21 protein-coding genes are annotated in these 21,443 nt (G+C 64.0%); 16 read left to right on the forward strand and 5 right to left on the reverse strand.

Features of this window, described 5'->3' with window-relative positions:
* The first annotated feature begins 53 nt into the window (after window positions 1-53).
* Entirely contained in the window at window positions 54-1,592 is a 1,539-nt protein-coding gene (locus SACSA_RS0106545) for a class I SAM-dependent DNA methyltransferase (protein WP_157596646.1), read from the forward strand.
* Window positions 1,589-2,485, forward strand: a complete 897-nt coding sequence (locus SACSA_RS21840) for a class I SAM-dependent DNA methyltransferase (protein WP_048876517.1) — start codon at window positions 1,589-1,591, stop codon at window positions 2,483-2,485. Before SACSA_RS0106545 ends, SACSA_RS21840 begins: the two co-directional genes overlap by 4 nt.
* Here the strand turns inward: SACSA_RS21840 and SACSA_RS0106555 are convergent.
* A complete protein-coding gene (locus SACSA_RS0106555) occupies window positions 2,482-3,264 on the reverse strand; it encodes an IS5 family transposase (RefSeq protein ID WP_332253267.1) in 783 nt (260 codons plus the stop codon). The genes SACSA_RS21840 and SACSA_RS0106555 overlap by 4 nt on opposite strands.
* Before the next feature lie 27 nt (window positions 3,265-3,291).
* On the opposite strand from SACSA_RS0106555, the gene SACSA_RS24455 reads away from it, so the two are divergent.
* From SACSA_RS24455 to SACSA_RS0106565, 3 genes are read left to right on the forward strand one after another with little or no spacing between them, the layout of a single operon-like run.
* Window positions 3,292-3,945, forward strand: a complete 654-nt coding sequence (locus SACSA_RS24455; protein WP_269634783.1) for an N-6 DNA methylase — start codon at window positions 3,292-3,294, stop codon at window positions 3,943-3,945.
* A complete protein-coding gene (locus tag SACSA_RS25125) occupies window positions 3,942-5,123 on the forward strand; it encodes a restriction endonuclease subunit S domain-containing protein (RefSeq protein WP_157596648.1) in 1,182 nt (393 codons plus the stop codon). Before SACSA_RS24455 ends, SACSA_RS25125 begins: the two co-directional genes overlap by 4 nt.
* Window positions 5,120-8,053 carry a type I restriction endonuclease subunit R gene (locus SACSA_RS0106565; protein ID WP_019814393.1) on the forward strand — a complete coding sequence of 978 codons (2,934 nt, stop codon included), beginning with the start codon at window positions 5,120-5,122 and terminating at the stop codon, window positions 8,051-8,053. Before SACSA_RS25125 ends, SACSA_RS0106565 begins: the two co-directional genes overlap by 4 nt.
* Here SACSA_RS0106565 and SACSA_RS26655 read toward each other — a convergent pair.
* Window positions 8,050-8,766, reverse strand: coding sequence for a creatininase family protein (locus SACSA_RS26655; RefSeq protein WP_019814394.1), 717 nt, complete (start codon window positions 8,764-8,766; stop codon window positions 8,050-8,052). The two genes, SACSA_RS0106565 and SACSA_RS26655, sit on opposite strands and share 4 nt — an antisense overlap.
* A 31-nt stretch (window positions 8,767-8,797) precedes the next feature.
* The gene (locus SACSA_RS26660) at window positions 8,798-10,000 is read right to left on the reverse strand and encodes a helix-turn-helix domain-containing protein (protein WP_157596650.1); all 1,203 of its coding nucleotides are present in this window, start codon (window positions 9,998-10,000) and stop codon (window positions 8,798-8,800) included.
* Between the two features lie 324 nt (window positions 10,001-10,324).
* On the opposite strand from SACSA_RS26660, the gene SACSA_RS0106580 reads away from it, so the two are divergent.
* The 9 genes from SACSA_RS0106580 to SACSA_RS0106615 all read left to right on the forward strand — a co-directional run bounded on the left by SACSA_RS0106580 (window position 10,325) and on the right by SACSA_RS0106615 (window position 18,450).
* Window positions 10,325-10,972 carry a bifunctional DNA primase/polymerase gene (locus SACSA_RS0106580; RefSeq protein WP_019814396.1) on the forward strand — a complete coding sequence of 216 codons (648 nt, stop codon included), beginning with the start codon at window positions 10,325-10,327 and terminating at the stop codon, window positions 10,970-10,972.
* 92 nt (window positions 10,973-11,064) lie between these two features.
* Window positions 11,065-11,634: a DUF4254 domain-containing protein gene (locus SACSA_RS0106585; RefSeq protein WP_019814398.1), complete on the forward strand. Its 570-nt coding sequence runs from the start codon at window positions 11,065-11,067 to the stop codon at window positions 11,632-11,634.
* Window positions 11,618-13,495, forward strand: coding sequence for a hypothetical protein (locus SACSA_RS0106590; protein WP_083940173.1), 1,878 nt, complete (start codon window positions 11,618-11,620; stop codon window positions 13,493-13,495). The genes SACSA_RS0106585 and SACSA_RS0106590 overlap by 17 nt, the downstream gene beginning before the upstream one ends.
* A complete protein-coding gene (locus SACSA_RS0106595) occupies window positions 13,492-14,082 on the forward strand; it encodes a phosphoribosyltransferase (protein ID WP_048876474.1) in 591 nt (196 codons plus the stop codon). Before SACSA_RS0106590 ends, SACSA_RS0106595 begins: the two co-directional genes overlap by 4 nt.
* Window positions 14,079-15,146 (forward strand): glycosyltransferase family 9 protein, encoded by a 1,068-nt coding sequence (locus SACSA_RS0106600; protein WP_232212851.1) that lies wholly within the window; start codon window positions 14,079-14,081, stop codon window positions 15,144-15,146. The genes SACSA_RS0106595 and SACSA_RS0106600 overlap by 4 nt, the downstream gene beginning before the upstream one ends.
* A 5-nt stretch (window positions 15,147-15,151) precedes the next feature.
* A complete protein-coding gene (locus SACSA_RS0106605) occupies window positions 15,152-16,291 on the forward strand; it encodes a hypothetical protein (RefSeq protein ID WP_019814406.1) in 1,140 nt (379 codons plus the stop codon).
* Window positions 16,257-17,039 (forward strand): SDR family NAD(P)-dependent oxidoreductase, encoded by a 783-nt coding sequence (locus SACSA_RS0106610; RefSeq protein ID WP_232212852.1) that lies wholly within the window; start codon window positions 16,257-16,259, stop codon window positions 17,037-17,039. The genes SACSA_RS0106605 and SACSA_RS0106610 overlap by 35 nt, the downstream gene beginning before the upstream one ends.
* A 65-nt stretch (window positions 17,040-17,104) precedes the next feature.
* Complete coding sequence (locus tag SACSA_RS24460) at window positions 17,105-17,683, forward strand: histidine phosphatase family protein (RefSeq protein WP_198008963.1); 579 nt, start codon at window positions 17,105-17,107, stop codon at window positions 17,681-17,683.
* Window positions 17,680-18,450 (forward strand): TylF/MycF/NovP-related O-methyltransferase, encoded by a 771-nt coding sequence (locus SACSA_RS0106615; protein WP_019814410.1) that lies wholly within the window; start codon window positions 17,680-17,682, stop codon window positions 18,448-18,450. Before SACSA_RS24460 ends, SACSA_RS0106615 begins: the two co-directional genes overlap by 4 nt.
* A gap of 2 nt (window positions 18,451-18,452) precedes the next feature.
* Here SACSA_RS0106615 and SACSA_RS0106620 read toward each other — a convergent pair whose 3' ends face one another.
* The gene (locus SACSA_RS0106620; RefSeq protein ID WP_019814412.1) at window positions 18,453-18,929 is read right to left on the reverse strand and encodes an NUDIX hydrolase; all 477 of its coding nucleotides are present in this window, start codon (window positions 18,927-18,929) and stop codon (window positions 18,453-18,455) included.
* Between the two features lie 160 nt (window positions 18,930-19,089).
* Between SACSA_RS0106620 and SACSA_RS0106625 the strand changes: the two genes are divergently transcribed.
* Window positions 19,090-19,434 carry a hypothetical protein gene (locus SACSA_RS0106625; protein WP_157596654.1) on the forward strand — a complete coding sequence of 115 codons (345 nt, stop codon included), beginning with the start codon at window positions 19,090-19,092 and terminating at the stop codon, window positions 19,432-19,434.
* A gap of 8 nt (window positions 19,435-19,442) precedes the next feature.
* Here the strand turns inward: SACSA_RS0106625 and SACSA_RS21845 are convergent, their stop codons facing one another.
* A complete protein-coding gene (locus SACSA_RS21845) occupies window positions 19,443-20,240 on the reverse strand; it encodes a DUF2637 domain-containing protein (RefSeq protein WP_083940175.1) in 798 nt (265 codons plus the stop codon).
* Window positions 20,241-20,652: 412 nt separating this feature from the next.
* Here SACSA_RS21845 and SACSA_RS25820 point away from each other — a divergent pair, with 412 nt between their 5' ends.
* Window positions 20,653-21,201 (forward strand): hypothetical protein, encoded by a 549-nt coding sequence (locus SACSA_RS25820; RefSeq protein ID WP_198008964.1) that lies wholly within the window; start codon window positions 20,653-20,655, stop codon window positions 21,199-21,201.
* Window positions 21,202-21,443: the final 242 nt, after the last annotated feature.

Raw genomic sequence — 21,443 nt, forward strand, 5'->3', positions numbered from 1 at the left:
GCGAGGCTCAACACGGTGAGCTTCGCCACTCGTACGAGTAGGAGTAGAGCAACGTGGCAGTTCGTGGTGATGGAACGGATGAGAGCTCGGCGCTGCCCTTGCCGCTGACTCTTGCCGAGCTGGAGCAGTATCTGGCTAGAGCCGCGGACCTACTGCGCGGTAGCATCGATCAGGCGGACTTCAAGGCGTACATCTTTCCGCTGATGTTCTTCAAGCGGATCAGCGACGTTTACGTCGAGGAGTATAACGCCGCTCTCGCAGAGTCAGACGGTGACCACGAGTACGCTTCGTTCGCCGAGAACCACCGCTTCCGCATCCCGCAGGGCAGCCTCTGGGAGGACGTTCGGGCTCGGACCGAGAACGTTGGGCAGGCCCTGGTGACAGCGTTCCGGGAGATCGAGAAGGCCAACCCTGCAGTGCTCTACGGTATCTTCGGCAATGCCGCATGGACCAACAAGGATAAGCTGCCGGACGCGAAGCTGCGGGATCTTATCGAGCACTTCTCGGCCAAGGATCTGTCCAACGCCTCGGTCTCCCCGGACGTGTTCGGTCAAGCATATGAGTACCTGATCAAGCGCTTCGCCGATCAGGCGAACAAGAAGGCTGGCGAGTACTACACCCCGCGTCCGGTGGTCTCTCTGCTGGTCAACATCCTGGATCCGCAGGAGGGTGAAACCGTCTACGATCCGGCGTGCGGCACCGGCGGCATGCTGATCGAGGTCATCGAGCACGTCAAGGCGGCCGGGGGTGACCCGAAGACATTGTGGGGTCAGCTTTACGGCCAGGAAAAGGTGCTAGCGACGTCCGCGATGGCGCGGATGAACCTGTTGCTGCATGGCATCGAAGACTTTCAGATCGTCCGCGATGACACACTGCGCATGCCGGCGTTCTTCGACGGCCCACGATTGGCCCGTTTTGACTGTGTAATCGCCAATCCGCCCTTTTCACTCAAAAAGTGGGGTGAGGAGGCATGGGAGTCGGATCGGTGGGGGCGCCACGAGCTCGGCGGTGTGCCGCCAAAGGGATACGCCGACTGGGCATGGGTGCAACACATGCTGAGCTCGGCATCGCCCAGGACGGGGCGTGTAGCGGTAGTCCTGCCTCAGGGAGCATTGTTTCGCCAAGGCGCGGAGGCCCGTATCCGGGAGCACGTACTTAAGGCCGACCTCGTCGAAGCGGTGATAGGTCTGGCATCAAACTTGTTCTATGGCACTGGTCTCGCGGCGTGCGTGCTCATCCTGCGCAAGCGGAAACCCGCGGAACGCAAGAACAAGGTGCTGTTCATCAACGGTGAGAAACTATTCAAGCGGGGCCGCAACCAGAACACCCTTGAACCTGAGCATGCCGAGACTCTACTGAAGGCATACCACGCGTTCACCGACGAGCCCGGGCTGACCGCCGTCGCGTCACTCGACGAAATTGCCGACAACGGCTACAACCTCAGCATCCCCCAGTATGTCGAGCCCGCCGACAACGATCAGCAGGTCACGTTGGAGCAAGCCTTGGCCGATCTCGAAGTCGCGCATACCGCCATCCGCGAAACCCGCGCAGCATTGGAAACTGAACTGACGAAGTGGGGGTTGTCCGCGTGAGTGCGACGGACCGCATCACTCAGCGCGAGTTGGAGTCGTATCTCTGGGGTGCAGCGGTGCTGCTGCGCGGATTGATCGACGCCGGGGACTACAAGCAGTTCATCTTCCCGCTAGTATTCCTTAAACGCCTGTCCGATGTCTACGACGAGGAACATGCAGCAGCGTTGCAGGTATACGGCGACGAGAATCTCGCCGATCTGCCGGAGAACCATCGATTCGCCATTCCCGACGGCGCGCATTGGAATGATATTCGCGCGGTGACCCAAAATGTCGGAGCCACGATTCTCAATGCGATGCGAACGATCGAGAAGGCGAATCCAGACACGCTGCTCGGGGTATTCGGCGACGGCGATTGGGGCAACAAGAGCCTTCTGCCCGACGCCACGCTCAGAGACCTAATCGAGCACTTCTCCACCAAAACCCTCTCGGTCGCAAATCTTCCGGAAGACGAACTTGGCCAGGGCTACGAATTCCTAATCAAGAAGTTCGCCGATGACTCTGGACACACAGCGCAGGAGTTCTACACCAACCGTACCTTGGTGCACCTTATGACAATGATGCTCCGGCCTGAACCCGGCGAGAGCGTCTACGACCCAACCTGTGGTACCGGCGGTATGCTCATCTCCACCGCCGCCGAGCTACGCCGCCAAGGTAAGGAGTGGCGCAATCTCGGACTGTACGGCCAGGAACTAAACTACGGAACCTCCGCTATCGCCCGGATGAACCTGTTCCTGCACGGCATCGCCGACGGACACATTACCCATGGCGACACGCTCACCAAACCCGCATTTCTGGACCGCCGCAGCCGGCTCCGTACGTTTGACGTGGTTCTGGCCAATCCACCCTACTCCATCCGAAACTGGAACCGATCCGCCTTCACTAAGAGCTCCTAACGTATTCGGTTGGGGAGTCGGCGCCAGCAGATGATGCTGGTGGCGAGGGTGAGGAGGCCGTGGTGGATGTCGGTGCGGCGTTCCCACCGGGTGGCCAGGCGGCGGAACTGGTGCAGCAGCGCCAGGGTCTGTTCGACGACCCACCGTGCTGCCTGGACGTTGTCGCGGGTGCCGCGTCGGCTGATCAACGGGCGGATCCCTCGCCGCCGCAGCGCATCGCGGTAGGTGTCGTAGTCGTAGCCTCGGTCAGCCACGAGCACGTCAGGGTTTGCGGCGGGGCCTGCCTCGCCGTCCCCGTACCGGTCGGGATGGCCCCGACCAGCGGCAGAAGCTGAGTGATGTCGTTGCGGTTGCCGCCGGTGAGCCGCACCGCGAGGGGGATGCCCCCGCCGTCGCAGATCACATGGTGCTTCGAGCCGGTCTTGGCCCGGTCGACCGGGCTCGGCCCCGTGTCCGGCCCCCCTTTTCGCGCGCACGTGCGAAGCATCCACACACGCCCGGGACCAGTCGATGGCCGCGGCCGCGTTCAGCTCCGCCAGCAACACCTCGTGCAACCGGTCGAACACCCCCGCCTCCTGCCAGTCCCGCAACCGCCGCCAACACGTCATGCCCGAGCCGAAGCCCAGCTCCTGCGGCAGGTCCTCCCACCCGATCCCGGTGTAGAGCACGAACAAGATGCCCTGCAACACCTGCCGATCCGGCAACGGCTTCGGCCCCGTCCTGCCCGCCGGACGCACCGGCAACACCGGCTCGACCCGCGACCACAACTCATCCGACACCACCCACGGCGCACCCACACCAAGACCATCTCAAACCAAGATCATCAATGTGTTAGGGGCTCTAAGGACCCCTACGGCCGCAATACCTGGGGAGTCCCACCCCAGAACGCTGCTGACTACGCCTTCATTCAGCACATTGCACAGAGCCTTGATCCCAATTCTGGTCGAGCGGCGATCCTCCTGCCCCACGGGGTGTTGACACGCGTTTCAGAAGCCTCGGTGCGGCGAGCGATGGTCGAGTCAGACCTCGTTGAGGCAGTCATCGGCCTTGCTCCTGGCCTGTTCTACAACTCATCAATGGAGGCGATCGTCCTCGTGCTTCGGGCTCGTAAACCACGGAACCGCCGCGGCCGAGTTTTGTTCATCAACGCAGTCAACGAGTTCGCTCGGGAACAAGCACAGTCATTTCTGCGGGAGCAGCACCAACAAAAGATCCTCGCGGCATATGACAATTTCGCCGACGATGAGGGCTTCGCTGCCGTCGTCACTCACGAGCAAATCGTTGAAAAGACGTGGAGCCTCGCTATTCCTCTATATGTAAAGTCGCCGAGCAGTGGACGAGCGGCCGCCGGCGTCAATGACATCGAAAACGCTGTCGAGTCGTGGCGCGACTCCTCCGCCCGGGCAGACACCGCCGTTGAAAGTGCGCTCAATCAGCTCAGGTTGCGGGTGACGCAATGAACCTCGACCTCGCGAAGACCGACTGGAAACGAGTTCGGTTGGGAGATGTGATCCGTCGCTCGCGGGTACAGGTAGACCCTGCCAGCGGCAGTGTCGAACGGTATGTAGCAGGCGGGCACATCGACGGCGATAGTGTCACGATCGAGCGGTGGGGGGACGTCGATGATGGGCAGATGGGCTCTACATTCCGATACGTCTTCAGCCCCGGGCAGGTTCTTTTCGTTTCGGCTCGACCTTATCTCCGAAAAGTCGGCGTGCCCGACTTCGAAGGGGTCGTGGCCGACAAGACCTACGTCCTCGACGCCGTCGCAGAGAACGGTCTACTGCAAGAGTTTCTCCCCTTCATTCTCTCTTCCGACCGATTCGTCGAATACGCAACCGCAGAAGCGACGGGCTCCATGAACCCGCGTCTCCTCTGGGGACCGATGCAACGCTACGAATTCGACCTTCCGCCCCTCGACGAACAGAAACGACTCTCGGACCTGCTTTGGGCGATCGAGCGCCACGAGCGATCCGTTCGTTTCTCCGTCGAATCCGCGGAGCTAATTCAAGCTCGACTCAGGTCGAATTTGTTCGAGAAGGAGCGGAATACCGTTCCTGCGCCAGATGCTTTCGATATAACTATCGGGCGCCAACGGTCTCCAAGGAATCAGTCAGGCGACCATATGGTTCCCTATATGCGGTCGGCAAACGTGACACCCGACGGCATAGACCTCGATAACATGAAGAGGATGAACTTCTCGCCAGAGGAACAAGAAAAGTTCGCCCTGAAAAGTGGTGATGTGCTTGTCTCGGAGGGCAGCGCGAGCGCAAAATCGGTCGGAATGCCTGCGGTTTGGAGAGGCGAACTCGATCAGGTCGTCTGTTTCCAGAACACGCTCTTGCGCTACCGAGCCGTGCCTGACGTGACCCTGCCGGGTTTCGTTGAGCAGTGGTGCCGATGGGCCTTCGAGACTGGGGAATTTCGCCGCGCTTCCTCCGGTACAAACATCCACCATATCGGCACCAAGGGGGCGTCTGCGATGAAGGTTGGACTTCCGAGCATCGAGGAACAAGCTCGGTTCCTCCATGATATCTCTACCATAGGCGAGGCAGTTGCTGCGGCGTCATCTGAATCTAAGTCGGTTGCTGCCCTCCGTACGGCAGTATCAACTCAGGTCTTCGGAGGCTCCGGATGACTTTTAACGAGGCTAACAGTGTTCGCGACTTCGTACGCGATCTGCTCGCTTCCATCGACGTCCAGTTCGTTCAGGGCAGCGAGTTGCCGCGGCGGGCCGATGAGGTGCTGCTGGAGACGCAGGTCAAGGACGCTTTGATCCGGCTGAACCCCGAGATCGAGGAGGCACCGCAGCGCGCCGATGAAGTGATCTACCAGCTGCGGTCCATTATTCTGTCCGCGAGGCAGTCGCCGCGTCCGGTGGTGGCGAACGAGGAGTTCGCCAATTGGTTGACCGGGCAGAAGTCGATGCCGTTCGGCCCGGATGGGGCGCACACCACGGTACGGTTGATCGATTTCGAGAACCCCGCCGCGAGCGCAAACCACTGGATCGTCTCCACCGAGGTCACCTATGGCATCGGCCGGGTGGAGCGTCGGTTCGATGTGGTGCTGTGGTGCAACGGTTTTCCGCTCGTGGTGGGCGAAGCGAAGTCTCCGGTAAGGCCGGCGTACTCGTGGGTCGACGCGGCGGCGCAGATTAACGAGGATTATGAGGTCAACGTCCCCAGTTTCTTCGTGCCGAACGTTCTGAGTTTCGCCACCGAAGGTAAGGACTTCCGCTACGGCTCGTTGGGGATGCCGGTCGACCTGTGGGGACCGTGGCGTGAAGAGGACGGCGAGTCTGCACCTGCACCGGTCGGCCTGGCTGCGGTTAAACAAGCCGTCGAGGGCGTACTGACGCCGTCAGCGGTGTTGGAATTTCTGCGGTTCTTCACCTTGTTCGCTACAGACAAGAACCATCGCAAGATCAAGATTGTCGCCCGATTCCAACAGTTTCAGGCCACCAACCTCATCGTTGAACGGGTCCTGCACGGCAGGATCAAGCAGGGTCTGATCTGGCACTTCCAGGGGTCAGGCAAGTCTCTACTGATGGTGTTTACCGCGCAAAAGTTGCGGGCCTCTGCTGGACTGACCAACCCAACCGTACTCATCGTGGTGGACCGCATCGATTTGGACACCCAGATCACTGCGACGTTCAACGCCTCTGATGTACCGAACCTGGTCTCTACCGACAGTCGCAAGGAGCTCCAGGAACTCCTAGTGGCGGGCGTCCGCAAGGTGATCATCACGACGGTGCACAAGTTCGGTGAGGCATCTGGGCTACTCGACGATCGCAGCAACATCATCCTGATGGTCGATGAGGCACACCGGTCACAAGAGGGCGATTTCGGGCGTAGGATGCGCGAGGCGCTCCCGAACGCGTTCCTCTTCGGCTTGACCGGTACCCCGATCAACCGTCGTGACCGCAACACGTTCGTCTGGTTCGGCTCCGAGGAAGATGAGAGCGGCTACTTGTCCCGCTATGCCTTCCAAGATTCGATCCGTGATGGTGCAACACTGCCACTGCACTTCGAACCGCGCCTGTCTGACATTCACCTCGATGAGGACGCGATCAACGCCGCGTTCGAGGAGCTAGCCCGGCAACACCAGCTCACCGACGACGACAAGATCGCCCTATCCACGAGAGCCGCCTCGATCGAGGCGCTACTCAAGACCCCGGAGCGGATCAGCAAGATCGCCGGTGACATCGCTGACCACTTCATGACCAAGGTCGATCCGCAGGGACTTAAGGCACAGGTCGTCGTCTACGACAAACCCACTTGCGTCGCATATAAAGAAGAACTCGACGACCTGCTCGGACCGGATGCCTCGACCATCGTCATGAGCCGCGACGCGCGCGATCCGCAAGAGTGGAAAGAGAAGTACACGCCCGACCGCGACGAGCTAGAACGGATCAGCGCACGTTTCAACGACCCGGCGGACCCGCTCAAAATCATCATCGTCACGGCCAAGCTGCTCACCGGCTTCGATGCACCAATCCTGTACGCACAGTACCTAGATAGGCCGCTGAAGGAACATACTCTCCTGCAGGCGATCACGCGTACCAACCGACCGTACCCGCCCCACAAAACGCACGGTCTTATTGTCGACTACCTCGGCATTTTCGACGACGTTGCCAAGGCGTTTGCGTTCGACGACAAGAGCGTTCAACAAGTCATCAGCAACGTCGCCGTACTTCGTGGCCAACTGGAGCCAGCGATCCAGGCTGCCCTCGCGTACTTCCCTGGTGTGGATCGCACCCTCGGGGGGTACGAAGGACTCGTCCAAGCCCAGAGTGCGCTCGCCGATGATGAGACTAGAGACTCGTTCGCGGCAGCCTACAGTGTCGTATCTCAGCTCTGGGAGACGCTCAGTCCAGATCCGGTCCTGTGCGACCACGAAGCAGATTACCGGTGGCTGACAGATGTCTATGAATCCGTTCGACCGTCCGACGTTACTGGCCGGCTGGTCTGGCACACCCTAGGTGCTAAGACGCTAGAGCTCATCAATGAGCATGTGACCGTTGAAGTGCCTCGGACCGATCTGGAAACCATCGTCCTCGACTCACAGGTCATCGAAGATCTGATGTCTGGGAAACGCAAAGACATCGACCCCGTCGAGGTCGAGAAATGGATTACCGCCCGGATCGCGAAACACGTTGGCAACCCGATCTTCATCGAACTCGGCAAACGTCTCAACGCACTGCGTGAGAAGTACGCGCATGCCCAGCAGGCGAGTCTAGAGTTCCTCAAGGAGCTCTTCGAACTGGCACGGGACACCGTTGCCGCGGAAAAAGAAGCCGCCGAGGTACCACGTGAAGAGCTCGGTAAAGCCGCACTCACCGAGCTCTTTGAGTCCCTGAAGGGTGACGACACCCCCATCATCGTCGAAAACGTGGTCAACGAGGTTGATCAAGTCCTGCGCACCGTCCGCTTCGATGGCTGGCAAAATACCCACGAAGGAGACCGGTTGGTTCAACAAGCGCTGCGCAAGACCCTCTACGTCAAGTTCAAGATCCGCGAGAACGAGGTCTTCGAACGCGCCTTAGGCTACATCCGCGAGTATTACTAACTGTTGATGGTCTTGAGGTGGTCGGCGAAGGACGCGGCGAGGCTGTCGAGTGCGGCCCTGCCCTTGGCTGCTGTGGCTTCGGAGGGGCGGCCGATGATGCCGTTGATGGTGTAGCCCTTCATGCCGGTGACGAGCAGGTGCGGCCGGTTGTTGGCTTCGTGGTCCGCGTCAGCGTAGGTGTCACCAACCAGCTCGGGGTGGGTGTGCAGAAGGATCGAGGTTTCCATCTCACCGCCGTGCATGTCGTCGTGATTGGTGGTGACGGCTCCGGCATGGGCGCGGGCGGCGGACCAGTCGTCGCGGCCGGGAAAGAGGAGGACTCTGCGATCTTCCACGTTGGCTTGTTGGGCGATGTTGGAGAGCACGTAGTTGCCGCCGTGTCCGTTGACCAGGGCGAGCTTGGTGATGCCCGATCGTGCCAGTGACGTGCGGATGTCGTCGATGACGTTGATCAGGGTGCTGGCGCTGATGCTGACCGTGCCGGGATAGCCGGGCAAGCCTTCGTGCTCGTGGGAGCACGAGAGGGTGATGGGCGGCAGTAGGAGCAGGTCGTACGTTTCGGCGATCCGCGCGGCGATGGTGCAGGCGATCACGGTGTCGGTCGCGAGCGGGAGGTGTTCGCCATGCTGCTCGAAGCTGCCGACCGGCAGGATGGCAACGCGGGCGTTGCGGCGGGCTTCGTCGGCGGCGGTGGCGCTGGTGAGCAGATCCACGCGGTTCTCCTTGCTGTTGATGGGACGGGCGTCAACGCAGCGTGGTTCGCAGCGTGTGGCGCAGGTGTTGGGCGTGGTCGTGCGCTCCTGCCGTGTCCAGCAGTTCGGATGCCCGGTGAAGCTGATGCTTGGTCCGGGCTGATCGTGTCTCAGCGGCGATGGCGAGCGAATGTTGTGCCACGGTGAGAGCTTCGTCGGGTTGTTCGGTACCGGCGTGCGCGATGGCGAGTCGCGCAAGGCACAAGCCGAGGTCGCGTCGGAAGTCTGAGTGCCACTCGGCGAGTCCCTGCTGAAGGGTTGCGAGGGCCTTGGCTGGTTGACCGAGTTCGACCCAGCAGTGGGCCGCTTCCATCTCGACGTAGCTGGGGGTGCAGTAGCGTGCGATGTCCCCGTCGTCGTCCGGGGCATCCGAGGCGTGCTGGAAAGCGTGATCCAGTGCGCGGGAACAATCGTCGTAGCTTCCGGCGAGCGCGTAGCCGTGTGCTTCCTGACGGAGTGCTACGGCCTTGAGACTCGGGGTCAAGCCGCCGGGCTTCTGTAAGGCCGCCCGAGCGAAGGCAATGGTCAGGTCCGGCTTGCGCGCATCGCTGGCGATGTTGCTTTTACGCATCCGGATATAGGAGGTCAGGTGCGCATCGCCTGCCTCTTGCGCAAGGTCAAGGGCAGTGTTCGACCAGCGCATCGCGGCGTGAAGATCACCGGCATCCTGGTGGAGCCAGCCGGTGAACTCGGCGAACCGTGCGGCGACGTAGAGCAGGTCGCCGCGGTTTCGTCCGCGGCTTTCGGTCAGCAGTCGTTCCGCGAAGCTCGTCTGCTGTGCGGCGACGGGCAACAGCGAGTGCGGCCCAGCAAGGTTGTCCGTGGTTACGTACTGGTGAAGGGTGCTCAACAGCGACCCCGCCAGCGCCGGCTCGGTGCGCTCGGCTGCGGCGGGCACCACGGGGCCACCAGGCAGCCGGAGAACACCGTCCGCCTTCGGCGGTTCAGGATCGGGTTCGCCCACGTCGAACCACAGCAGCTCGGCTGGGATGCGCAGCCGCCGGGCATAGTGAACGAGCTTGTCCAGATCACGCACCCGGTTTCGCCCTGCCTCGATGCGGCTGAGTTGACCTTGGGTGAGGTTCAACCAGCGGGCGACATCGCTTTGCGGGAGAGGCTTGCGCCCGTGTGCGGGGTGACGGCGGTAAGCGCGTACGACCACACACATGTCGCGGGAGGCCAGTGCGTCCCGCATTTGGTCGCTGTGCCAGAAGTCGGACCCGAACCGTGGGGCTTGGTCCTGTTCACCCCCATGAGCGCAGGGTGAGCACAGTGACGCTGCGTTATCGCGAGCCAGGCGCGCACCGCACCCTGCGCAGTATCGAGCGCCGCTGTGGCTCATGATCTCCACCTTCGATGATGATCGTTGTCGTCTCGATCCGGAACCAGGCTAGCTCTGGAGAGCCCGAATATGCGCGTCGCGCATAGCGACCATGCGGATGGCGGCGTTCCCAGCGAGTAGATCGTTCCTAGCGTCAGCAGACAGTAACGCCATGTTGACCCGAGGTGGCGATAGCCGATGAACGATCGCACCAATGCCGTTCGGCAGCCGACGATGGCGCCTCTCCTGCCGGGGCTGCCGGGACTGGCGTGGACCGAGATTCGCCAGGCCGCTGTCGACTGCGCCGCGCGCGGCTGGCCGGTTCTACCAGGGACCTACCAGCTCGCGGAGCACGCGGGCTGGCTGGGCAAGCCGGGCGCGGTGGGGCTGGAGCCGGTGGACGAGCTGTGGCCGCTGGCAGCCACGCGCGATCCGGACCGGGCGATGGACTGGTGGACTCGGCGGCCGTACGCGGTGCTGCTGGCCTGCGGAACCTCAGTCAGCGCCATCGAAGTGCCCGCAGTTCACGGCAGGCGTGCCCTCGCCCATGCCGCCGGGCAGGAAGCAGGGCCGGTCGCCGCGACCCCCTTCGGCTCCTGGTTGTTCTTCATGCGTAGCGATGACGGCCCGCTTCGGCCGGAGCTGGCCGACCCTGCTCGCGCGCAGTTGCACGACGGCGGGACGTGGCTGCCTCTCCCGCCCAGTGCCCGTGAAGGCCACCCTTACCGCTGGAGGGTGTCGCCCTCCAGCGTCCGCTGGACGCTTCCTACCTCAACCGAGGTGCAACGAGCCTTGGTCGCCTCACTGCGCCGCCCGCACACCAACGCGGAACCGGGCACCGCGTGACCCCAAGCCGCGCCTGCGCCGAGGACGCGCCCCGACCCCCTCGGCGCAGGCGCTCCCACGCACACCGAACTCGACACAGGAGAGGTGCGGTCATGGCCGACCCCGACGACCCGACCACGAACGCCCAGGTAACAAAGCGGGTTCGAGACCTCTTACCCCGCTCCGCCTCAATCATCGAAGCGTTCCGCGAGATCACCACCCACGATCACCCTCGTCACGTTGTCCTGGACATCGCGGGCGATCTCGCGATCCATCATCAGCGGCAATGGCACGCCGAGAACGCCAGCCGAGCAACAGGGATCTCGGCGGACGATATCGCCGCCTGCAAGCAGCTCATCGACGAACTCAACGCCGAGCGTGTCGCCCTCGTCCAGCGGATCGATACGTGGGCCGACCAGCAGATTAACAGCCGCGTTGAGGCCTCGCTGCACACCGAAACGTTGGGCTCGGTGATCGATCGCCTGGCGATCGCATGGGTTCGCGCCAGCAACCTGACGGATACGGGCGAGACCCGCGACAAAGCGCGCTTGGCGCTGCGCCAGCTCGCCGAGCTGGCCGACGCCTACGACGACCTGATCCGCGATGTCGCCGCTGGTCACCGACGACTCCCGGCATGGCGACCCCTGAAGAGCTATCGGAGCACAGATGAGCAACAGCGTTGAACCCAGCGCGGTGTCCCTCAACGGCGTCGACAACGTCGGCAAAACAACCCAACTGGCCTGGCTGTCCCGAGGTCTGCCCGGTGCGCACCTGGTGAAAACCGTTGATCGCTGGGATTCCCGCTGGCAGCAGGTCGCCTCGGGTGACTTCGCGCATTGGTGGTTCGTCGCCTCCAGCACCGCCGAGCACGCCGAGTTGGTGCTGGACAGCCACGCCGCCCGCCGGACAGGAAGCGGGCGGCTGGCCTTGGAGGACCGGGGCTTGCCCATGCTGCTGGCGACCTGCGCCGCCACTGCTGTGGTCAAGGACAGGCTGCCACCGGCCAAAGCACTCCAACTGGTCGAGCACATCGCCGCCGATCTGCCAGCCGCCGAATACCGCCCAGAAATGCACGTGCTGTTGCGGCGCTCGCCGGACCCCACGCACGAGGCGCACGAAGCACTCCGCCGCGAGGCGAAGCCAGTAGGCCAGCGGTACGCGGCGTATCAGCACGCGCTCGCCGAGATCGTATCTCTCCAGGTCGAACGCGGTGACTACCACGCGGTGCTCGATCTCGGTGATGATCCGATTCTCGATGTCCAGCAGCGGATTCGGGAGTGTTTATCCGAACTCGGTGTCAACGCCCATGCGTTGCCAGCCGCCGCGCTGGATCGGCTCTGGGTGCTGGCGGGAATGTCCGAGAGCGGCAAGAGCAGCGTGGGCGAGCTGCTCCGCGACGAGCACGGGGTCACCCGCATGAAGATCGGCTACCTGCTGGACGTGGCCGCCCTACGCGCCGGTGAGGCCGACCCGTATGCCTGGTCAGAGTCGGAGCAGGCCGAACGGCTCACCGAGGAAGTCTTGCGGTTCGCCGAGACCACCAAGGCCCGCACGATCAGTGTCGAAAGCGCCCACCGTTTCGAGGCGACAGCGCACCTCCAGCGCGTGTGGGGCGAGCGTTGCCAGGTGGCCTACGTGGATGCCGACCCGGCTGTCCGGGCCAGCCGAGCTGCGGAAACGGAAGCACGCTTACGTGCCCGTGACGAGACCAAGCACGAACGTGGCGCGGATCGCATCGTCGATATCGCCGATCACGTCATCGACAACACGGGTTCGTTGGCCGCGTTGAAGCTCGCTGTTCACCGGCTAGTGTCGATAGTGGACGTACGGCGGATCTCACTCGATATCAGTGATCCCGACACGCGAGTCGAATGGTTGCGGCAGGCCAGGGATCACGTCGTTGACGATCGGGTTGCGCTTGTCCTCGCCACGGGCACGACCGGCACGGCGAGTTGGCGGGACGGCTGGAGTGATCTGGACCTTCTGGTCGTCCGCGATACCGCACCCGCCGACTGGCTCCGCCGCACGCAGAACACATTCCCACGCCCGGACGGGATCAAGACTGCCGTCAGCGTCTTCACGACGAGCGACATCGACGCCCTGCGGGTACCGCCGCGTGTGGTGCAATCGCTGCGCCGTGCCGCACAGGGAGTCGGGGTGCTCTACCACCGGCCGGGCTACCGGGTTCCCGTCCCGGTCAATGCGCATGGAGATCGGACCAGTCGGGGGGAACTCGGGCTGATCCTGATGACCACACGGCGCCTGCTGGCGGACTCCGAAACCGACGTGCGGGCAGTGCACAAGCATCTGGTGCTGCTGGCGAAGATCCTCTTGCGCGCTGACGGTTACCACTTCGATGACGCCGAGGACGTGCTGGCGGCTTTCCGTGATCTGCACCCAGACGCGGCCTGCGAGCCTCCTGGCCTCGACGACCTGATCCACCGCCCTGACGACCCGGCTGTACGTCGGCAACTCATCGAGACCACCGACCGATTGCTGAGCTATGTCGATCGACTCGACCACATCGTGAGGACCAGCGCATGACTGCCGAAGACCTGACCACAGCCCGCAGCGTCCACACGGCCGCAGACGGTTCCGGATATGACGCTCGCCGAGTGCGTCGCCTTGGTGTCGGGCCTACCGCCCGCGAGGTCCGGATCGTGCACGAACTCGACGGCATCCTCAGCGAGGTTCACCCGGCTACGCTGCTGCGTACCGGCCAAGCCTTGTGGCAGGCATGGTGTCGCCATTCCGCCTTCACCATGCCCGATCTGCTCCTGGGCCTGGACGCGGGCGGGATTCTGCCGACAGTCGCGGTCGCGCTGGCCAGCGAATTGCCGTACCGCCTGGCATGGAAGCTCGATCTCGATCTTCCGGACAAGCACCAGTTCAGCGAACTCCACGCCCGACGGACCGAGGTCTTCACCTACGGAGACCTCGCCAGAACGCGGGTGCTCATCGTGGATGACGAGATCACCACAGGCGGCACGCTGGCCAACCTTGTCGACGTTCTGCGCGGAGCGGACGCGGAGGTGGTTGGGATCGCATGCCTGATCGAAGACACCACCGGCGGCGCCCGCCCGCCGTTGCAATCCTTGGGGGTGCCGCTGTGCACGCTGACGCACCTGTGAATCCGTGGACGACCGGCACGATGAGCCAACATCGCGGCGGTCGTCGCATCGTGCGCCGCGAACACGCTCCATTGGGCCGCTGCTTGCCGTACCAGCGCGCCGCTGGTGAAGGACCCGATGCTACCGGCGGAGCCGAAGCGACGCGGCGTTTAGGCTGGTCGGTCGTCCTCGGCAATCGCGGACTCGGCGACATGATTCTCGCGCTCGCGCTAGCGCGTGCCCTCTCCGACGGCACCGACCACGATGGCGAGTTGCACTACCGAGGACCGCGCCCACGGCTGATGCAACGTTGCCGTCTGCCGATGAGCACCAGCCACAACACCCCGCCCCACATTGTCCAAAACGGACATAATGATGGCCTGACGTTCCACGCGATTCCCGAGAAACCCCAAGCATGGCTTGATGTTCTGGACCACGAACACGTCGAAGCCCACACCGCGCTGCCAATGCGGTACTACCTCGCGACCGAACAGACCCTCGGCGTCCGGTTACCCGCTCGCCACGCGCCGCTACCGGGTTTCACCTCAGCTGAGCGGGAACGACCGTTTCACGTGGTGTTTGTCTCGGCGACCAGTTGGCCGACCCGGAAAGACTACGGGGCTGAGGGCTTCGCTCTCGTGGCAAGAGTTCTCGCGGACCGGTTAGCCGCACCCTGGTCGTTCACGTTGATCACCAGCACGGACGCCGCACCTACTCAGCACCCTGAGCTGGACACCCTGACCGGACCAGACGCGGTGGACTGTCTCGACGTGTTCGCCTCTGCCGAGGTGGTGATCGGCAACGACACGGGGCTTACGCACCTGGCCGCCCTCACCGAACGGCCCGATGGCACCGGGCCGCAGGTCATCGGGCTCTACGGCCGTCATGCGCATGCCAAATGGAACACCGGTTCGGATCGACATCACGCCATCGCCACACCGTTCTCGCAGATGCTCGCAGCGGCGGATCGATGCCCGGTGCGCGACCGCCTCGACGACGCGCTGTGGTCGACGTCGGCGGATCTGACCGGCATCCCGGCCGAGATGATCGCGGAGTTCGCCGCCAAGGTCACGGGCTGGTGGTGAGTCCAATGCTGCGGATCAGGCACCACCGGCGCTTCACGGCCAACCACACCTGGCATGTCGACTGGGCAGGACAACGCTTCTTCGTCAAAGCCAACCCGCACCGCAACGAAGCGCGCATCGAAAAGTCTGGGCACGCCCGTCTACGACCCTTCTATCCGGTGCCACGACTGCGCGGAGCCCGCCGCATCGGCCGGTGGAGCGTCCTGGTCTACGACCGGTGGCCCCACCTCGGCCCAGACCACGGGTTGCTCCTCGACGAGATCGCCTACGCCGATCACACCGGCGACACGGGGCGTCTCGATGCCTGCCTGTCGGCTGTCTTCGGCCACTACCGGCAGGTGATCGCACGCAGCCTGCGCCACACGACGAACAGCGAGACCGTCGGCAAACTCTACGGCGAACGCGCCGCCCCGGACGGCAGGCTGGATCGCTACTACACGGCCAACGCACCATGGCCGATCCCGACAGGCGACGGCCGAAAGCTACGCCCATTCGACCTCACCCGGACCCAACTGACCGTCAACGGCCGAGAACACGCACTTGACTTCGCCCACGTGCTGACCTGGTTACGGGTGCACTTTGCCCGGAACAACCCCGTATGGGCGGCGGTGACGCAAGGCGATCCCACCGATGTCAACATCGGCTGGTCACCACAGGGCGGACCTGTGTGGTTCGACTACGACACCGGCGGACTCAACGCCCTACCCGGCGAAATCGCCTGTTTCCTGCTCTACCAGCGCCTGCACGGCGCCTGGCTCACTCCGCACTACAACTCAACGGCCTTTCACGATCATCCGACCGCGCTCGCCCCGGGCAGCCTCGCCGAACCGATCGTTCACATTGAATACGACGGGGCATCGCTGGTGATCGACTACGAGCACGTTCCCAGCCCTGCGCGTCAGCATGTCCTGCACCGGTACCTCAGTGAGATCGTCCACCCGCTGACCAGCCACATCAGCATCGACGACCTCATGGACTGGCTACGTCCCTACCTGGTGATGCGTCTGCTCGCCGTCTACCACCTCGGCGACCTCGAACCACGCGATACCGCGCTGTCCCTGGCGCTGCTGACCGAAGCGCTCGATCCCGCGACGACGCTCGCGAGCTTCCTTGCTCTCACGCCGTCAGAAACGGAGGTCGGCTAACGTGTCTCGTCCTGTCGCCATCGTCACCGGAGCGGGTTCCGGCATCGGCGCTGCCATCGCTGCCCGCCTCGCAACTCGCTACGACCTGATCCTGACGCACCTCACCCGTGACGATGACCTCCGCAGCGTGGTGATCCATGCCGAACAAGCGGGGGCAACGGTTGTGACCGTGACCGGTGACCTCACCTCGGAAGCAACCCTCGACGCTCTTGCGCTGGAGACCGACCACGCCGCCGAGCGGCTCGCGGTTCTCGTCTCCAGCGCGGGCGCCTACCCACGCATCCCGTGGAACGACCTGGACCTTGCCACGTTCCGCCAACAGGTCGAGATCAACCTGACCACCCACGCCGCGTGCGCCCAACTCGTTACGCCTGCGCTCGCCGCGCAGGACCAGGGACGTATCGTCGTCGTATCCTCAGTGCTCACCCAGCTCGGCCGAGTAGACCTCGCCGGGTACATCGCTGCCAAGAGCGGACTGGAAGGACTCGTTCGAGCGCTGGCCCGCGAACTCGGGCCACGCGGCATCACGGTCAACTGCGTCCGGGCCGGTTCCATCGAAGTACCCGCCGAGCACGCCGTCGTCACAGACCACGACGCGATGATCGCCCGACAGCTCGACCGGCAATGCATCAAACGGCGTGGACAGCCGGACGACATCGCCACCGCCGTCGACTTCCTGACCTCTCCCGGCGCCGGTTTCATCACCGGCCAATGCCTGACCGTTGACGGGGGCTGGTGCATGACATGACCTCCCGCCCTCCGTCCGACCACCACCCCTCATCGAGGCGCTCCGCGCCCAGGCGCATCGTCTGGATGCGCCACGGCACCTGCGATGATGGACTGTGCCGCCCCGGAGCCCACGCCCGCCCTGACAGTCCCCTCACCGTCGGTGGCACGGTCGAAGCCGAGTTCACCGCCCGCCAGCTCCACGACCATCACTGGCCGCTGGCCCTGGTGGTCTCCAGCCCACTGCGCCGAGCCCGACAGACCGCCTCAATCATCGCGAGGACGCTTGGTGCGTCCGTGGTTCATCCGGTTGATGCCTTCGCCGAGTGGCGCGCACCCGCCTGCGTCCTCGGCCGCACCGCCGCCCAGTACCCACCCACCTATCGCGCATGGCGCCAGCAACGCGCCCACGACCCCGACAGCGCTTTGCCCGGCGGTGAAAGCCTCCGCGCATTCGCGGAACGAGCGATCGAAGCCGCCCACATCGCCCACGACCTTGCCGCCAGCCACGGCCCTGCCCTGGTCGTATCCCACCGGCTGCTCATCGGGGCCATCGCAGCCCTGCACGTCGGTCACCGCAACCCCGCTGACATCTTCAGCTTTGCCAGCGAATTCCGCCTCGCCCCCGCCGGGCTATGGGCACCCGACCGAGGAGAATCCCCATGACCAGCAGCGATGAGCACGGTGACCGACTCCCGCATGAATCCGAACACGAGCGGTCGGTCCGCCACCGGCTAGCACACCTGCTGGCCGACAGCCCCATCCCGCCAGAAGAGCTGGTCGACAACCTGGCGCTGTACCTGCGGCGTCAGCCGCTCACCGATCTCCTGTCCCTGGATGCGCTGTACCGAATGATCATCGATGTGCCTGGCGTGATCATGGAGTTCGGTGTACATCGCGGACGCCATGTCGCCGCCCTGACAGCGCTCCGAGGTGTCTACGAGCCCTACAATCCGCACCGCCGGATCATCGGCTTCGACACCTTCACCGGCTTCCCCGACGTGGCCAAGATCGACGCCACCGCCGCGAGCGCAGTGACCGGCAGGTTCGCCGTGCCCGCCGACTACCCCGACCACCTGCGCGACGTACTCAGCACCCACGAGGACGCCGAACACCTCGGTCATATCCGCCGGACGCTCCTCGTTGAGGGCGACGTGCGCGACACCCTACCCCGCTACCTCGATCAGAATCCGCACACGATCATCGCCCTGGCCTACTTCGACCTCGATCTCTACGAACCCACCCGCGACACGCTCAAGGCCATTCAGCCGCACCTCACACGCGGAAGCGTGCTGGCGTTCGACCAGCTCACCCACGCCAAGTGGCCAGGCGAAACCGCCGCTCTACGGGACACCCTTGGTATCGATCATGGCAACCTGCACCTATTACCCGGCCGTACCACACCGACCTATCTGCGATGGGGCGCGAACTGAGATCAACCGACGGTAGCCGCCTCGGCTAGCAGCGCTTCGCGGTTGGCCAGGATGAACTCCTTCAACGCGGTCGGCTTCAAGTCGATCGAGGTCAGCTCGTCGCTGCGCAGGTCGATTCGGTCCAAGTCATAGCCACCTCGGGACGGGTCGCTGAACTCCGGACCGCTACGAGTGGACTCATCGAGCGTGGCCAGCCGCGCGACGAAAAAGTGCTGCACCGCGACCCCGGCATCCGACGGCGAACTGAACAGGAACACCTGTGAAGCCCCAGCCGCCTCGGCGCCCAGCTCCTCGCTCAGCTCGCGGTACAGGGCCGCCTCGATCGAGCTATCGCTGTCCTCAACACCGCCGCCCGGCGCCGTCCAGTAGGGCTCTTGGCCAGGCTTCGTGCGCTTGATCAGCACCAATCGGCCGTAGCCATCGATCAAGATCGCCCGTGCGGCGCGCCGTCCCACCGTCACCGTCAACTGCTCTGTCATGTTACCTAGCTTACGGTCCGCCACTTCGGCCCCATTCACGGCAGTCACCTGATCCACGACCGTACGTCACACAGGGAACGAACGGCGTTCTACGCTGGGCCAAAATCCTAGGGCGAACCCTCGATCACCATAAAGACGATCACGCCATTACCCCAGTGACATGACAGTCCATCGAGATGAAGCGCTCTTCGAGGATGCATGCCATCTCAAGGCCGCAGTCACCACCACTGGGGAGATGGGCGGTGACGCAGGGCACGGGGGTTGGACAGAGATCACGCTGACGAACTCCGAGGGCAACTGCGGAATCGAGATCGACACCGGGACCGCGCATCGGATCGATGCTGATCAGGTCACCATCCGCGTGCGCGGCGACGCCGAGATGGTGGTACTGGCCAACGCGCTTGAATGGGCCGGTCGCCGGTTGCGTGAATTCGCAGGCGACCGTGCCGAACCGGTCGACGGAGAAGCGGATGCCGTCTGGGAGACGGACGAGCCGCACGCGTAGAAGCAAGATCATCGCTCCGGAGCCCCGCCGGTAGCCACTGCCAGCCCACAGTTCAGATCGTGCGCACGTAGATCGACTGGTGCACGGTGTGACTGGCCAACAACCTGATGGGTCGACGGGTCGCGTTCACGGGCTTGAGTATCGACCGCGCCCGTCGACTTCCACCGTCGCAACACCCTCCTGCCGTAGTTGTTCGTGCCCGCGATCCGGTCCAGTTCGGCGCCAGTGGGTTTGCGGCCCTTGGCTCGTTCCGTCTGGAAGTAGGCCCACATCCGCTGCTCTGCCGTCGGTTCCTCCGGCGAACGAGTCTTGTTCGAGACCACCGCGAGACGCACCGGCTGGCCGGTCTCGCTGTTTGTTTCGCCGGTCTCGTCGGTCTCGGTGCCGGTCTCGGCGCGGTGGCGCTTGAGCGCCCGGTTCAATAGTTCGACCGACAGCAGCAGGGCCAGCGGCGGGCACGCGGCCACCGCGACGGCGGGCACGCTCAGCTCGGGCGCGGCCGTCACATTGGCAAGCAGAGACAGGCTGACCCCGAACAAGAACGACACCCAGGCCGACCACCGGCCGCTGTCGCGGCGACCGTGCCCGGTCTTCCACAGCTCGACCGTGGCCATCGTCAGCAGCCCGTCAACCAGAAGCGGCCAGATCGTCGCGCTGGTCTCATCCGCGCCGAATCGCAACGCGAACTCGCGTCCGTGCCGAAACGAGGCATAGGCGGCTCCGACGGCTATCGCCCCGACCAGTGAGCATTGCAGCCATAGCGCACGATCACGCCCCGGCCGTGCTGCGTTTGGCGTGGTGTTCATCGGCGATCACCACCTACGCGGCGGCGGGCCATCGTGGGGTCGGCTCCGGCTACCTCGCCGCAGCGGCCTTCGCAGGCGAACACCTGCGAACCGGTCAGCGACCGACCCACCAGAAGCGACACGACCCCTGAAGCGCGGAGGTAGTCACGTCCGCAGACCACGCACGCCAGCCCGTCGGCCTGCGCAGCGGTCAACCCCGTGATGATCTTCTCGGGATTCATCCGGCATCACCGCCCTGACGGCGGCGCCGAGCGATCCCGACGGTGGCGGAAACCCGCAGCTCACGACGCGAGCGGTTTGTTGTAGATGCTGTACGAGCCTCGCCGGGGGCGCCCAGGTCAGAGGATTGCAGGCCAGGTCAGGGACCGTCCGCGTGGTGCCGTGCGTGGTGCGAACGCCTTACTCTCGCACCATGACGAACGCTGGGGGACGGCACCAGAAGCGCCACCGAGGTCAGATCGAGACGCTCCGCAGCGGCGCTCTGCGGGTGAAGGTGTATGCCGGAGTCGACCCGCTGAGCGGTCGCAGGCACTACCTGCGCGAGACGGTGCCCGCAGGCCCGAACGCCGAAGCCGAAGCGGAGAAGGTCCGCATCCGCCTGATCAACGAGATCAACGAGCGCCGCAACCCGCGCACGAGCGCGACGGTGAACCAGCTCTTGGACCGCCACCTCGAACTGCTGAACGTCGACCGGACGACCCGAGAGCGGTACGAGAGCGTCGTTCGCACACACGTTCGCCCGCTCATCGGCCGGACACCGTTGGCGCGGGCTCGACGGCGAGACCTTCGACGCTTTCTACAGGACGCTGCGGACCTGCCGATCACACTGCGGCGGGCGCACGTTCGTCGAACACCGCACCAGAGTCGAACACGAATGCACCGACAAGTGCCGACGGGACGTATGCAAACCGCTGTCCACGGGGACGCTGCGAAAGATTCACTGGTGCTTGAGAGCTCCTAACGTATTCGGTTGGGGAGTCGGCGCCAGCAGATGATGCTGGTGGCGAGAGTGAGGAGGCCGTGGTGGATGTCGGTGCGGCGTTGTCACCGGGTGGCCAGGCGGCGGAACTGGTGCAGCAGCGCCAGGGTCTGTTCGACGACCCACCGTGCTGCCTGGACGTTGTCGCGGGTGCCGCGTCGGCTGATCAACGGGCGGATCCCTCGCCGCCGCAGCGCATCGCGATACCTGTCGTAGTCGTAGCC

This window comes from Saccharomonospora saliphila YIM 90502, from assembly GCF_000383795.1.
Taxonomy (GTDB): domain Bacteria; phylum Actinomycetota; class Actinomycetes; order Mycobacteriales; family Pseudonocardiaceae; genus Saccharomonospora; species Saccharomonospora saliphila.